This is a genomic window from Cupriavidus sp. 01T418, assembly GCF_056398885.1.
The window spans coordinates 1-14388 of sequence record NZ_JBFTQG010000030.1; the positions used below are offsets into that span (position 1 = coordinate 1).

Annotated in this window: 11 protein-coding genes and 3 tRNA genes; 2 read left to right on the plus strand and 12 right to left on the minus strand. The window is 64.4% G+C overall.

Annotated features, from left to right (window positions below; all coding sequences use genetic code 11):
• Positions 1-45 precede the first annotated feature (45 nt).
• The 3 genes from AC1DQ3_RS24280 to gltX form a co-directional block, all read right to left on the minus strand.
• Positions 46-121 (minus strand) — tRNA-Glu (locus AC1DQ3_RS24280).
• Between the two features lie 107 nt (positions 122-228).
• Positions 229-304 (minus strand) — tRNA-Ala (locus AC1DQ3_RS24285).
• Between the two features lie 248 nt (positions 305-552).
• Entirely contained in the window at positions 553-1956 is a 1404-nt protein-coding gene (gene gltX, locus AC1DQ3_RS24290; RefSeq protein ID WP_477122712.1) for a glutamate--tRNA ligase, read from the minus strand.
• A 249-nt stretch (positions 1957-2205) separates the two neighbouring features.
• Between gltX and AC1DQ3_RS24295 the strand changes: the two genes are divergently transcribed.
• Entirely contained in the window at positions 2206-3147 is a 942-nt protein-coding gene (locus AC1DQ3_RS24295; protein WP_477122713.1) for a patatin-like phospholipase family protein, read from the plus strand.
• Positions 3148-3237: 90 nt separating this feature from the next.
• On the opposite strand, the gene AC1DQ3_RS24300 is transcribed toward AC1DQ3_RS24295, so the two are convergent.
• The 5 genes from AC1DQ3_RS24300 to AC1DQ3_RS24320 form a co-directional block, all read right to left on the minus strand.
• On the minus strand, positions 3238-3930 hold the full coding sequence (locus AC1DQ3_RS24300) for a C40 family peptidase (protein WP_477122714.1): 693 nt from the start codon (positions 3928-3930) through the stop codon (positions 3238-3240).
• Positions 3931-4217: 287 nt separating this feature from the next.
• Complete coding sequence (locus AC1DQ3_RS24305) at positions 4218-5900, minus strand: ABC transporter ATP-binding protein (protein WP_477122715.1); 1683 nt, start codon at positions 5898-5900, stop codon at positions 4218-4220.
• Between the two features lie 32 nt (positions 5901-5932).
• Positions 5933-7060 (minus strand): ABC transporter permease, encoded by a 1128-nt coding sequence (locus AC1DQ3_RS24310; protein ID WP_477122716.1) that lies wholly within the window; start codon positions 7058-7060, stop codon positions 5933-5935.
• Entirely contained in the window at positions 7057-8109 is a 1053-nt protein-coding gene (locus AC1DQ3_RS24315; protein WP_477122717.1) for a microcin C ABC transporter permease YejB, read from the minus strand. Before AC1DQ3_RS24315 ends, AC1DQ3_RS24310 begins: the two co-directional genes overlap by 4 nt.
• An 18-nt stretch (positions 8110-8127) precedes the next feature.
• A complete protein-coding gene (locus AC1DQ3_RS24320) occupies positions 8128-10008 on the minus strand; it encodes an extracellular solute-binding protein (protein ID WP_477122718.1) in 1881 nt (626 codons plus the stop codon).
• Positions 10009-10245: 237 nt separating this feature from the next.
• On the opposite strand from AC1DQ3_RS24320, the gene fabI reads away from it, so the two are divergent.
• A complete protein-coding gene (gene fabI / locus AC1DQ3_RS24325; protein ID WP_477122719.1) occupies positions 10246-11034 on the plus strand; it encodes an enoyl-ACP reductase FabI in 789 nt (262 codons plus the stop codon).
• A 97-nt stretch (positions 11035-11131) separates the two neighbouring features.
• Here the strand turns inward: fabI and AC1DQ3_RS24330 are convergent, their stop codons facing one another.
• The 4 genes from AC1DQ3_RS24330 to AC1DQ3_RS24345 all read right to left on the minus strand — a co-directional run bounded on the left by AC1DQ3_RS24330 (position 11132) and on the right by AC1DQ3_RS24345 (position 14244).
• The gene (locus AC1DQ3_RS24330; protein WP_477122720.1) at positions 11132-12019 is read right to left on the minus strand and encodes an alpha/beta hydrolase; all 888 of its coding nucleotides are present in this window, start codon (positions 12017-12019) and stop codon (positions 11132-11134) included.
• Between the two features lie 288 nt (positions 12020-12307).
• The gene (locus AC1DQ3_RS24335) at positions 12308-12529 is read right to left on the minus strand and encodes a hypothetical protein (RefSeq protein ID WP_477122721.1); all 222 of its coding nucleotides are present in this window, start codon (positions 12527-12529) and stop codon (positions 12308-12310) included.
• 318 nt (positions 12530-12847) lie between these two features.
• Positions 12848-12924 (minus strand) — tRNA-Arg (locus AC1DQ3_RS24340).
• 102 nt (positions 12925-13026) lie between these two features.
• Positions 13027-14244 (minus strand): GGDEF domain-containing protein, encoded by a 1218-nt coding sequence (locus AC1DQ3_RS24345; RefSeq protein WP_477122722.1) that lies wholly within the window; start codon positions 14242-14244, stop codon positions 13027-13029.
• Positions 14245-14388 lie beyond the last annotated feature (144 nt).

Consider the following 14388-nt stretch of genomic DNA (forward strand, 5'->3'; position numbering starts at 1 on the left):
AAAAGCTCCCGACGACAGACCGAACGTTTGGTTACGTTCGTTATTTGGCGTCCCCTAGGGGATTCGAACCCCTGTACTCACCGTGAAAGGGTGATGTCCTAGGCCTCTAGACGAAGGGGACAGAACCTGGCTTTCAACCTGTTCCGTCTTGCGCGGCAAATACCTGGATAACCAGGTCTTCGCCACACTGGAAGCCTCGATTTACCACACTCGAAACTTCCGGCATTTTGGTGGAGCTAAGCGGGATCGAACCGCTGACCTCTTGCATGCCATGCAAGCGCTCTCCCAGCTGAGCTATAGCCCCATGGTACTTCGTTACTGCCGCTGCCGTTTTTCGCCGTTGTTTCGGCGAAAAACAAGATTGTATAAACAACCCTGCTCTTCGACAACCCCTTTTTAACTTTTTCTGCGATCCGCATTACTGCGGGATAACTACTTATCGCTTCCATCCGTTAAGCCCGCTTGGTTTTCGTCCGCGCTGCAGGGAGAACGAGATTATGCTTAAATCCTGGCGGAAGCGCAAGCCCCTGCCAGGACTTTTTGCAAAATTTCTTACGCGAGCCCGGCCTGGATGCGGCGCAGCACGGTATCGCGCCCGAACAGCTCCAACACCGCGTCGATGGCGGGGGTCTGCAACTGCCCTGCCACCAGCAGGCGCACCGGCATGGCCAGCTTGGGCATCTTCAGGCCGAATTCCGCCAGCACGGCCTTGAACGCCGCGCTGATGTCCTCCCGCCGCCACTCCGTCAGGGCCGCCAGCCGTGCGGCCAAGGCCTGCAGTGCCGGCTGAATCTCGGCAGTGAGATGCTCGGCCTTGAGCGCCGGATCCGGCTGCGGCTCGCCGCGATAGAACAGCATCGCCGCCTGCGCCACGTCCTTCAGGGTATTGGCGCGGTCCTTCACCAGCCCGATCACGCCTTCCAGGCTCGCTCCCTCCACCTTGCCGCCCAGCGCTTCGATGAATGGCTGGGTCAGCCCCGCCAGGCGCGCGTTGTCGCCCACCTTGATGTAGTGGTTGTTGAGCCAGGCCAGCTTCTCCGGGTTGTACTGCGCCGGCGACTTGCCCAGGTGCTCCAGGTCGAACCACTCGACGAACTGCTCGCGCGAGAAGATCTCTGCGTCGCCATGCGCCCAGCCCAGGCGTGCCAGGTAGTTGAGCACGGCTTCAGGCAGGTAGCCTTCATCGCGGTAGCCCGTCACGGGCATGGCCCCATGGCGCTTGCTCATTTTCTCGCCCTGCTCGTTGAGCACGGTCGGCAAGTGGGCATAGACGGGCGTCGTCCCGCCCAGCGCGCGGATGATGTTGATCTGGCGCGGGGTGTTGTTGACGTGGTCGTCGCCGCGGATCACGTGCGTGATCCGCATATCCAGGTCGTCGATCACCACGCAGAAGTTATAGGTCGGGGTGCCGTCGGGACGGGCGATCACCAGGTCGTCCAGTTCGTCGTTGGAGATCTCGATCCGGCCCTTGACCGCGTCGTCCCACACCACGCTGCCGCCAATGGGATTCTTGAAGCGGATCACCGGCTGCACGCCAGCCGGCGGCTCCGGCAGGACCTTGCCCGGCTCGGGGCGCCAGAAACCGTTGTAGCGCGGCTTCTCGCCGCGCTCGCGCTGTGCGTCGCGCAGGGCATCCAGTTCCTCCGTGCTCATATAGCAGGGATAGGCCAGCTCGCTGTCCAGCATCTGCTTGACCACTTCGCGATAGCGGTCCATGCGCTGCATCTGGTAGAAGGGGCCTTCATCGATATCGAGGTCGAGCCAGGCCATGCCTTCCAGGATCACGTCGACCGACTCCTGCGAGGAACGCTCGACGTCCGTATCTTCGATGCGCAGGATGAAATCACCCTTCATGCGGCGTGCATAAGCCCAGGGATAGAGCGCGGAGCGAATATTGCCGAGGTGAATGAAGCCGGTCGGGCTCGGCGCAAAGCGGGTGCGGACGCGTTGTGTCATAGAGGAATGAAACAAAAAAGCCCGCGCACGAATGCGCGCAGGCCTGGGTGTAGGATCGCCGCATTATAGCAAGCAGGGGGCGCCCGGCCGCCCCGCTTCGCGCGGGAATGCCCAGCCGCGCGGAATCATTTATGCTCTGCCCGGTCTGACTGCTGTCGCGCGGGACGCGCGGCCGGCGTGGGCGGCACATTGATGCAGCCACCTGCGCCGACTGTGACGACTGCGCCATTCCCCACCCACGATTCCTTCATGCAACGACGCAACTTCCTTGGCGCCGGCGCGGCAGCACTGCTGGCAGCCTGTTCCTTTGGCCCCAGGCCCGGCACCCTCACCGCGCAGCCGGAAGCCCCGGCAGTGGCACCCACGGCGCCGCCACGCCCCATCAGGATCGGCCTCGCGCTCGGCGGCGGCGCCGCGCGCGGCTTCGCGCATATCGGGGTGATCAAGGCGCTCGAAGCCCAGGGCATCCATCCGGACCTCGTTACCGGCACCAGCGCGGGCGCGGTGGTGGCGGCGCTTTATGCATCGGGCATGACCGGATTCCAGCTCAACAAGCTGGCGCTGACCATGGACGAAGCCACCATCGCCGACTGGGCCCTGCCCTTCGGCACCCGCTTCGGCGGCTGGCTCAAGGGCGAGGCGCTGCAGAATTATGTGAACCGGCTGATTGGCAATCGCCCCATCGAGGCCATGAAGCTGCCGCTGGGCATCGTTGCCACCGACCTCAAGACCGGCCAGGGCATCCTGTTCCGGCGCGGCAACACCGGCCAGGCGGTGCGGGCATCGAGCAGCGTGCCGGGGGTGTTCCAGCCGGTTTCGATCCAGGGGCATGACTATGTGGACGGAGGACTGGTCGAGCCCGTACCGGTCGATTCGGCGCGCACCATGGGTGCGGACTTCGTGATCGCGGTGAATATCTCAGCCGAGCCGTCCAGCCAGAAGAACGGCGGCCAGAGCGGCGTATTGCTGCAGACCACCGCCATCATGGGGCAGACGATCAGCAAGATGGCGCTGGCGCGGGCCGACGTGGTGATCCGCCCCGACCTGCCGGACATGGGCGGCAGCGACTTCAACTCGCGCAACCGCGCCATCCTGGCCGGCGAGCAAGCGGCCTACGCGGTCATGGCAAGCCTGCGCGACAAGCTGGCCCAGGCACGATTGCGGCCCACCGGGACGGTGGCTGCGCAATAACGACGGCCCGGCACAGGCAGCACGAACGGAAAAAGGACTGCTCCGCAGTCCTTTTTCCTTGACCAGCGCGGACCAGGGTCCGCCTGTGCCTCAGCCGCCGTAGAGCGGACGGCCGCCGCCTGCGTTGGGATCGTAGCGCTTGAGCGTCTCGACCATATTGCCCAGGTTGTTGACGCTGCCGCTGTCCTGCGGCTTGTCGTCGATGCGGCGCGCGCCGTTGTAGCGCGTCACCCAGTACGAGGCACGCATGTCGTCGACACGAATCTTGCTGCCGGTGGACGGGGCGTGCACGAACTTGTTGTCGCCGATATAGATGCCGACATGCGAGAACGTGTGGCGCATGGTGTTGAAGAACACCAGGTCGCCAGGGCGCAGGTCATTGGTGGCCACGGTGGTGCCGACCTGGCTCATCTCGACCGAGCGGCGCGGCAGCACGAAGCCGAAGGTGTCGTTGAACACGTAGCGGACAAAGCCGCTGCAATCGAGGCCGGATTCGGGGCTGTTGCCGCCGAAGCGGTAACGCACGCCGATCAGCCCAAGGGCATTCATGACCAGATCTCCGGCCTTGCTGGCCACATGGCTGGTGGAATTCATGACCGACGAGAGCAGGCCGCGCTTGCCTTCCGGATGCGGCTCCGCGCTCAGTTCGGCACGTGCGTCGATGCGGGCGTCAGGATCCTTGAAGACCGTGTCAGCCAGCACTCCATTCGATAGAGTGGCACCGCAGGCAATGGCTATTCCTACGGCGGCGCGCGCCAGGGAATGAAGCACCGTTCGCTGCATTGGTTCTCCTGATGAATCGTTCTTGGCCGTGCCCGGGGACACACACCGGGGCGGGCTTGAAATCAATGGGATGGATCGCACGCAAAAAGCGCGCCAAGTGGCGCAAACCACCTGCGCTGCCCATAAGCGACGCGCGAACCACCCGCGAAATTAGTTCTCGCCGGATGGTATAAGGTTGCTATCCACAAGTCAAAGTACGTTACAAAGTTCAGATAAAGTGCTTTGTAATCAAGGCTATACACCGAGAACCGCAGAAGGTTTCTCGGTTTGATTATGTCAGCATCAAGTCAATCGGGTGACACCCTGAGTTCGGCCGCACCAATTTGCGGCGGGACGGGATCGCTTGCACCAATTTCGGCCGCGATCATCAGCTTGCGGGTGTATGGGTGCTGCGGATCACCCAGCACGACCTCGGTGTCCCCCGCCTCCACCACCTCGCCGGACTTCATCACGATGACCCGGTGCGCCATGGCGCGGATCACCGCGAGGTCGTGGCTGATAAAGAGATAGCTCAGGTTGTACTTGCGCTGCAGTTGCGACAGCAGCGCCAGCACCTGCTGCTGGATGGAGACATCGAGCGCCGAGGTCGGCTCATCGAGCACCAGGACCTGCGGCTTGAGGATCAGCACGCGCGCGATCGCCACGCGCTGGCGCTGCCCGCCGGAGAACTCGTGGGGATACCGCCCCAGGGCCGTGCGGTCCATCCCCACCTCGCGCAGTGCCTCGGTAACGCGCTGCCGCATGGCGTCGCGCGACAGGCCCGGCTGGTGCAGCGCCAGGCCTTCCCCCACGATCTGCTCGATGGTCATGCGCGGCGAGAGCGAACCGAACGGGTCCTGGAACACCACCTGCAACCGTGAGCGCAAGAGGCTGCGCTCACGCCGCGAGACTTCGTCCAGGCTCTTGCCGAGGAACTGGATATCGCCGGCGCTGCGGCGCTGCAGGTTCAGCACGGCGTGGGCGAGCGTAGTCTTGCCGGAACCGGATTCGCCCACGATGCCGATCGTCTCGCCCTCGCGCAGCGAAAAGTCCACGCCCTTGACCGCGGCGAACTGATCGCGGCCGAGCCAGCCGGCCATCCCGCGGCGCTTGCGCGCATAGTTCACGCACAAGCCGCGCGACTCCAGCAGCACCGGCGCCAGCGGCACCAGCGGCAGCACCTCGCGGCGCGGCCGGCTGTCAATCAGCTTGCGGGTATAGGGATGCTGGGGCGCGGCGAACACGCTGGTGGTCTCGCCCACTTCGACCAGCACGCCCTTCTCCATCACGCCCACGCGCTGGGCGAAGGCCCGCACCAGGTTGAGATCGTGCGTGATCAGCATGACGGCCATGCCGAACTCGGCCTGCAGGTCGCGCAGCAGTTCGAGGATCTGCACGCGGATGGTGACGTCGAGGGCCGTGGTGGGCTCGTCGGCCAGCAGCAGCTTGGGGCGGCAGGCCAGCGCCATGGCGATCATGGCGCGCTGGCGCTGGCCGCCCGACAACTGGTGGGGAAAACTGTCGAAACGGTGCGCCGCGTCGCTGATGCCGGTGCGCTCGAGCAGCGCGATGGCGCGCTCGCGCGCGGCGCGCCGATCCAGGCCCTCATGCAGCGCCAGCGTCTCCACGATCTGGTTGCCGATCGTGTAGAGCGGGTTGAGCGCGGTCATCGGCTCCTGGAAGATCATCGCGATATCGCCGCCGCGTATGCCCCGCATCTCGCGCTCCGACACCTTGAGCAAGTCGCGTCCTTCGAAGCGCACCGCGCCCTGGTAACGCCCATCATCCACCAGGCGCAGCATGGCCAACGCGGTAACGGTCTTGCCCGAGCCGGATTCTCCCACCAGCGCAAAGCGTTCGCCCGCGCGCAGGTCGAAGCTGACATCGCGCACCGCCCTCGTGGCATGCTCGCCGTGGCCGAAGGTGACCGACAAGCGGTCGATGCACATCAGAGGGCCGCTTGCCCCCCCTTTGGCTTGCGTCGCTTGCATACGATCCACAATACTGGCTTGCGGCAACGCGCTCATGGCGTCACCTCGGCCGCGGGCGAGCCCGCTGGCGCCTTCGGCTCGACCCGGCCGCGTAGCTGGGCCAGCCCAAGGCGCGTATCGAAGGCGTCGCGCAGCGCGTCGCCCATGAAGGTCAGCAGCAGCAGGGTCACCACCAGCACGGCAAAGGTCGACAGGGAAATCCACCAGGCGTCGAGGTTGGCCTTGCCCTGCGCCAGCAGTTCGCCCAGGCTAGGGGTGGTGGGCGGCACGCCCAGGCCAAGGAAGTCGAGGCTGGTCAGGGCCAGGATGGCGGCGCTCATGCGAAACGGCAGGAAAGTGATGACGGGCGTCAGGCTGTTGGGCAGGATGTGGCGCCACATGATCTGAACGTTGGAAAGGCCGAGCGCCCGTGCCGCCTTCACGTAGTCGAGCGAGCGGTTGCGATAGAACTCGGCGCGCACATAGTCGGACAAGCCCATCCAGCCGAACAGCGAGAGCAGGATGATCAGCAGCGCCAGGCTTGGCGTGAAGATCGAGGCAAAGATGATCAGCAGGTAGAGCTCGGGCATCGAACTCCAGATCTCGATCGCGCGCTGGGAAATCAGGTCGAAGCGCCCGCCGAAGAAGCCCATCAGGGCGCCCGTCAAGGTGCCGATCACCACGCCGATCAAGGTCAGCGCCAGGCTGAACAGCACGGAGACGCGAAAGCCATAGAGCAGCCGTGCCAGCACGTCTCGCCCGCGGTCGTCGGTACCTAGCCAGTTCTCCGCGGAAGGCGGCGCCGGATTGGGTTCCTTGGAGAAATAGTTGATCGAGTCGTAGGAATAGCGATTGGGCGGAAAGATCGCGAAATTGCCATTGCTGGTGATGCGATTGCTGATAAAGGGATCGAGGTAGTCCGCCTGGGTGGGAAAGTCCCCGTCGAAGGTGGTCTCCGGGTAGCTCTTGACGATGGGGAAATACCATTCGCCCTTGTACTTCACCACCAGCGGCCTGTCGCTGGACAAGGTCTCGGCAACCAGGCTGAGCAGGAAGATGGCGACGAAGAGGATCAGGCTCCAGTAGCCGAGGCGATTGCGGCGAAAGCGCTGCCAGGCGCGCTGGCGCGGCGAGGGCGAATGCGGCAGCCCGTTGGGCAGCGTGTGGGTGTGGAATTTCATCGGTGCACCGCCTCGAAGTGGATGCGCGGGTCGACCATCACATAGCAGACATCGGAGACCAGCCGGGTCACCAGGCCGATCAGCGTGAACAGGTAGAGGGTACCCAGCACGACAGGGTAATCCCGCCGCAGCACGGCCTCGTAGGACAGCAGGCCGAGCCCGTCAAGTGAGAACAGGGTCTCGATCAGCAGCGAGCCCGTGAAGAAGGCACCGATAAAGGCCCCCGGGAAGCCGGTCACGAGCGGGATCAGCGCATTGCGGAACACGTGCTTCCATAGCACGCGCCGCTCCGCCAGCCCCTTGGCGCGGGCGGTCAGCACGTATTGCTTGCGAATCTCTTCCAGGAAAGCATTCTTGGTCAGCATGGTGACCACGGCGAAACTGCCCACCACCGACGCGGTGATCGGCAGCACCAGGTGCCACAGGTAATCCATCACCTTGCCCATCAGCGAGAGCTGGTCCCAGTTGTCCGACGTGAGACCGCGCAGCGGGAACCACTGCACAAAGGTGCCGCCGCCAAACAGCACCAGCAGCAGCACACCCAGCACGAAGCCGGGAATGGCATAGCCCACCAGCACCACCATGCTGGTCACCACATCGAAGCGGCTGCCCGCCCGGATCGCCTTGGAGATGCCGAGCGGCACCGATATCAGGTAGGTCAGGAAGAAGGTCCACAAACCCAGGCTGACGGAAACCGGCATCTTTGACTTCACCAGTTCCCACACGCTGCGGTGCTGGAAGTAGCTCTCCCCCAGGTCGAACTTGGCAAAGCGCTTGAGCATCATGAAATAGCGCTCCAGCGGCGGCTTGTCGAAACCGTACAGGGCCTGGATCTCCTTGATCTTCTCGGGGTCCACGCCGCGCCGGCCGCGGTATTCCGCGCCGCCGCCGCTGGCCTCCCCACCACCGCCTCCCCTGCCCTTGAGTTCCAGCATCATCTGTTCGACCGGCCCCCCCGGCACGAACTGGATCACCACGAAGGTCAGGGTGATGACACCGATCAGGGTCGGGATCATCAGCAATACGCGCTTGAGCAGATAGGCGAGCATCTCGTTTCCTTGTCGCGCTTATTGGGCGGCCGGTTTTGCGTCGGCACGCCACCAGTTGCTCAGTATCCAGCCTTCGGCCGTGTAGTAGTACGGCAGGCGCTGCGGATAAACCAGCTCTTTACGATACGCCACCCGGTGCGAAGCGCTAAACCAGTTGGGCACGATGTAATAGCCATGCATCAGCACGCGGTCCAGCGCGCGCCCGGCATTGACCAGTTCTTCACGCGTATGGGCGTGCAGGACATTGTCCACCAGCTGGTCGATCGCCGGCGATTTCAGGCCGAACAAATTGTCCGAGCCGGGCATGCCGGCGGCTTCGCTGTTGAAGCGGTCGCGCAGTTCGTTGCCTGGACTCTGCGAATCCGGGAAGCGGATCGACACCATATCGAAATCGAAATCTTCGAGCCGCTTCTGGTACAGCGCGAAGTCGGTGGTGCGCTGGTTCACCTGGATGCCCAGCTTTTCCAGGTTGCGGACATAGGTGGTGATGACGCGGCTCATGGCGCCGCCGTCGTCGAGGAACTCGAAGACGAAAGGCTCGCCCTTGGCATTGCGCAGCGCACCATCGGCGTAGGTCCAGCCGGCCTGCGCCAGCAGGCGGCGCGCATCGCGCAGGTTGTCGCGCAGGGAGCGCGGCGGATTGGTGGTGGGCTGCGTCACGATGGGTCCGAAGACCTCGGGCGGCAGCTGCGCGCGCAGCGGCTCCAGCAACGCGAGCTCGCCGGGGCCTGGGCGGCCGTCGAAGGTGGCACTGGCCGCGAGTTCGCTGTTCGAGAACCAGCTATCGAGGCGGCGATAGGCGCCGTAGAAGAGCTGGCGGTTCAGCCACTCGAAGTCCAGCGCCAGGATCAGGGCTTGCCTGACCCGCTCGTCCTGGAACATCGGCTTGCGCATATTCATGACGAAGCCTTGCATGCCGGCTCCGTTGCGATGCGGAAAATCGGTCTTGAACAATTCGCCTTCGCTAAAGCGCTTGCCTTCGTAACTCTTGGCCCAGCTCTTGGCCTTGTACTCGACGATGGCGTCGAACTCACCGGCCTTGAAGGCCTCGAGCTTGGCGGTCTCGTCCTTGTACAGCCGGTAGACCACGCGCTCGAAGTTGTACGTGCCGCGGCGCACCGCGAGGTCATTGCCCCAATAGGCCGGATTACGCTTGAAACTGATCCCTCGCCCGGCATCGTAGCGCTCGATCAGGTAGGGACCGCTGGCCACGGGATCCTCGAAGGTCAGCTTGTCGAACGGTACCGTGGCGGTCCATTTCTTCGAGAAGACCGGCAGCGAGCCGACAATCAGCGGCAGCTCGACGTTGCGCTGCTTGAAATCGAAGCGCACCGTGCGCGGATCGACCACCGTGACGGCTTTCACATCGGTGCACATGCTGCGGTAGCCGGGGCTGGATGCCTTGCTCATCAGCATGTCGTAGGAATACTTGACGTCGCTGGCCAGCACCGGATCGCCGTTGCTGAAGCGCGCCTGCGGCCGGATGCGGAAAGTGACGGACAACTCGTCCGGCGCCACGGCCACGTCCTCGGCCAGCAAGCCATAGGCGCTGGCGGTTTCGTCGGCGCTGGGGATCAGCAGGGATTCGAACATCAGCGAGTTCACGCCGGGGGCGGAAGTGCCCTTGAGCGTAAACGGGTTGAACTTGTCGAAGCTGGTGCGGCGGTCCGGATTGGCGAGCGTCAGCGTACCGCCGCGTGGCGCGTCCGGATTGACGTAGTCGAAATGGTTGAAGTCGGCGGGATACTTGAGGCCGCCATATTGCGCGAAGCCATGGGCCGCGTCGGCGGATAAGGGAAAACCCGCGGCACACAGGGCTGCCAGTCCAACGCCGAGCGCCGCAAGCCTGCGCAAGCGCTGCCATGCCGCCTGAAGCGGTCTACGTGCGCGAATATACATCCGGTTGGGTCCCTCCACCTTAATCGGATTCGGCCGCGTCCGTCGGCGGCGCGGTCAAGTTATGAGACAATTTTACATGGGTTCGGCCGGCACCCAGCCATCCGGACATTCCAGTACGCCACACCGCTGGTTTGCCGGCCGTCAGCCTGCTGAAAAGCAGCCACCGCGGCGCGCGCAGCAACCCGGACGCGATTGCACGAACCGTGCCCGTCCACCTCGAACATCATTGGAGAAGTTATGGGATTTCTCGCAGGCAAGCGAATCCTGATTACCGGCTTGCTGTCCAACCGCTCGATTGCCTACGGGATCGCATCGGCTTGCAAGCGCGAAGGCGCCGAGCTCGCCTTCACTTATGTCGGCGAGCGATTCAAGGACCGCATCAACGACTTTGCCAAGGAATTCGGCAGCAGCCTGGTGTTCGAATGCGATGTCGGCAGCGACGAGCAGATCGCCGCCACGTTCGCTGCGCTGGGCCAGCGCTGGGACAAGCTCGACGGGCTGGTGCACTCGATCGGCTTCGCGCCGCGCGAAGCCATCGCCGGCGACTTCCTCGAGGGCCTCTCGCGCGAATCCTTCCGCGTGGCGCACGACATTTCCGCCTACAGCTTCCCGGCCCTGGCCAAGGCCGCCCTGCCCATGCTGTCGGACAAGGCCTCGTTGCTGACGCTGACCTATCTCGGCGCGGAGCGCGTGGTCCCGAACTACAACACCATGGGCCTGGCCAAGGCCTCGCTGGAAGCCAGCGTGCGCTACCTGGCCGCTTCGGTCGGTCCGCGCGGCATCCGTGCCAACGGTATCTCGGCGGGTCCGATCAAGACCCTGGCCGCCTCCGGCATCAAGGGCTTCGGCAAGCTGCTGGGCCATATCGAGGAAGCGGCCCCGCTGCGCCGCAACGTGACCATCGATGAGGTGGGCAACGTGGCCGCGTTCCTGCTGTCCGACCTGTCCAGCGGCGTGACCGGCGAGATTACCTACGTCGACGCCGGCTTCAATACGGTGGGAGCGAGCCTGCCCGAGGAAGCGTAATCCCGGTGCGGCCGCGTGTCGCGGCCGGACATTGCCAAAGAGGGGCGCCCGGCCTTGGCCGGCGCCCCTTTTTAGTGCGCGCGCGACAGGCTGGCGGCTAACTGGCACCCGGTCCGGGCAGGTGACCCGAGCGCAGATAGGCAACGATCGGTGCCCAGAAGGCGTCCTCGCGCTCCGGTTCGATTGCCGCATTGTGCGACAACGCCGGCAGCGCCACCAGTCGCCGCGGACCACGGGCGGCGCGCTCCAGCCGCTCGGCATAGGCAAAGGGAATCAACTCATCCGTGCGGCTGTGCACAAGCAACAGCGGCAACCGCGAATTGCGCAGTTGGTCCTCGTTGTCCCACGGCTCGGGCAGCAGCCACGCCATCCACGCCGGCACCCGCCCTGTCACGACCGCCGCCTCGCGCGCGGACGTAAAGCCGGCAGCGATCACCAGGCCAGCCGGTGCCGGGCGCAGAGCGGAGATCACGTCCAGCAGCACCCCCGATCCCAGCGAGAATCCCATCACATAGCGCCGGGCGGACAACGGCGTGGCGGCAAGGAACTGCTTGTAAGCTGCCACCCCATCTTCACGCAGGTTGAGCACACTGGGCTTGCCGCCGCTGGCGCCGTAGCCGCTGTAGTCGAACACGCAGGAAGAAATACCGTTGTGGTAAAGCAACACCTGGGCGCTGGCCCAGTCGGACAGGTTCTCCTCGTCGCCATGGTAGATCAGCACGGCAGGCGCTTCGGCTGCCTGYGCCGATACGCAAGAGGCGCGCAATGCGCGCTCACCGCTGGAAAATGCGAACTGGCGTGACGCGACGCCCAGGTGGTCGGGGGTAACGGCATAGGCCGAACCGGCCGGCTTGGGTTCGAACGCACTGCGCTCGACCGCCAGGAACAAGGCATGGCGGGCAGCGGCGGCCAGCACCAGCAGGCAGGCGCCCCCGGCAAGCCAGTGTTGCACCTTGCTGGAACCGCCTGCCGGAGAATTTGCCATGGGGAGATCTCGATGATCGCAGTAAGCAATGCGGCATACGAGGCGGCAACCTGAACCGCGGCTCAACCCAGGAATCATAATCCGGACTTGTGGTGGGATGCAGGTAGAAGATGGTCTGCCCTACACGATTCGAACGTGCGACCGCTCGCTGGGAGACGCCAGCGCGATGGCCGATTCGCGATGCCGATGAGACGCGTCCACCCAAGCAGGCTCCGGGAGGCCGCCAGACAGTCGCCTGGTCGCTTCGTGCGGCACGAGCCCCGCATTGAAACCCAAGGGACTTGCCTGCTAACCGGCTGTCAATGCATCACTACCATTAGCGGGAAAAACACCCCAGGAGCCATCAGCGTGCCGGAAAAAATAGATACCTGCATCCGTGCGCCCGACCACCTCGACATGGGCATAGCGCTGGCCGTTCGAATTCGCACGTCCTATGTGGGTGACACGGCTCGGTATGCCACCAATCCATTTGTCCACCATTGCGCGCAGTGATTTCTGTCCGGGCTTCACTTCCTGCTCCCTGAATGCTCGCGCCTGTTGCCATGGACAGCTAGTGGGCATCTGCCATGCGCAAGCTGCGGCATCTGCGTGTCGGCCGTGAGTTCAGGCTTACGCCGCTGTCCTTGGAATGAGCATAGGTGTTGCCTGCAAGCCTGGCCCCACCCGTGAGGAGGGGGGAGGCGGGGGGAGGCACAAAACCGCATGCCGGCTGTGTATAACGCTAGCCAACCTGGACGACGACTATGCACATATAGGCCCCTATAACGTCGAGGCGTGGCAGGCCGGCAAAGGTACTGTCGTGGCCCTGCAGGCGAAACGGGGAAAGCTTGGCCCGCCCTACACGATTCGAACGTGTGACCGCTCGCTTAGAAGGCGAGTGCTCTATCCGACTGAGCTAAGGGCGGAGAGGAGAAAACGGCTGAAGACTACCGATATGAAGCCCGGTATTCTACCTCAGAGCCGCAGCCTATCCTACCGCCCGGACACGGCGCGCTGCGCCGGCACCGTCACGAGGCCTGCGGAATCCGAATGCGCGGCGGCGTTGTCCTGCCGGCAAGGCGCTCGACCGGCTGCGTGGACACGCAATTCCGGCCCATGGTCTTGGCGTCGTAGAGGGCATTGTCGGCGCGGCGCATCAGCGCATCCGCGCCCTCGCCCGGCAACCGCTCGGCCATGCCGATGCTCGCCGTGTAGGAAATTGCATCCGGCTCGGACGGGCACGGCGTGGCGCGCACCAGCGTGTTGAGCCGCAGGCTGATCGCCCGTCCGTGGTCCAGCGGCGTGCCGGGCATCACAATGCCGAACTCTTCCCCACCCAGGCGGCCGATGAAATCGCCCGCGCGCATCGTCTTGCGCAGCAGGCCGCCGAAGTGGCGCAGCACGCTGTCACCGGCAAGATGGCCGTAGAGATCGTTGATGGCCTTGAAATGATCAAGATCGATAAAGGCCACGGTCAGCGGACGTTGCTGGCGTTCCGCCTGCTGGCAGGCTTCTTCCAGCGCTTCCCAGTAAGCGCCGCGCGTCAGCACATCGGTAAGATCGTCGTAGCTGGCGCGCAGCTCGATCCGGCGGCGCAGGCTATCGTGAGCCAGCAGCGCGAAGCTGACCGACAGGCTGACGATGCCAAAGGCGTGCAGGATAATGAACGTTTCCTGCGGCGGCCGCTGCGCCATCCAGGCCAGCCCGGCGGGAAGCAGCGTCAGGTCGGCGGCTTGATAGACGCCCATGCCCGCGCAAGCGACCGCGATCAATCCGAGCGACAGCGCCGCCAGCCGGCCGATGYCGCGCCTGGCCGGCACTTGCGGCACCACGATGCGCAGCAACGCGAGCGGGAGATAGATGTTGGCCAGGGCGAAGGGCAGTTCCGGCCCCGCTGCCGGCTTGCCGGACCATTCGAAGTAGACCGCACCAGCCAGCACCGCAAGATTCAGCAGGCTGAGCGAGCCCGCGCGCCCGGGCCTGCCGAAGAAAAGGCGCGTGCCATGCACCATCAAGGACAAGGCCGCCGTCACCACCAGGTCCACCAGATTGAGCGTAAGCCATTCCGGCAGAGCGTCGCGCGCGGCGAGCAAGACCGTGGCAGCGGTCACCAGCAGGCCGCCTGCCACCCAGGAATTCAAACCCGCGCGGCTCATACCCGGAGCGCGCAGCAAGACAGCGAACACCACTGCCATCTGCAGCCCGAACAGGCCCGCGACCAGCAAACTAATCTGCGACTGAAACATGATTTCCCCGTCCAACCTGGCAGGCGGCGCTCCGTCACGCCGCCTTGCGCCTTGGGATCCGCGCGGACCCAAGGTTTGCGCCATATTTTCTTTTACGCATCTGACCGTCTTCAGGCGCCCCGACGGACAGGGGCTGAGCCTCGC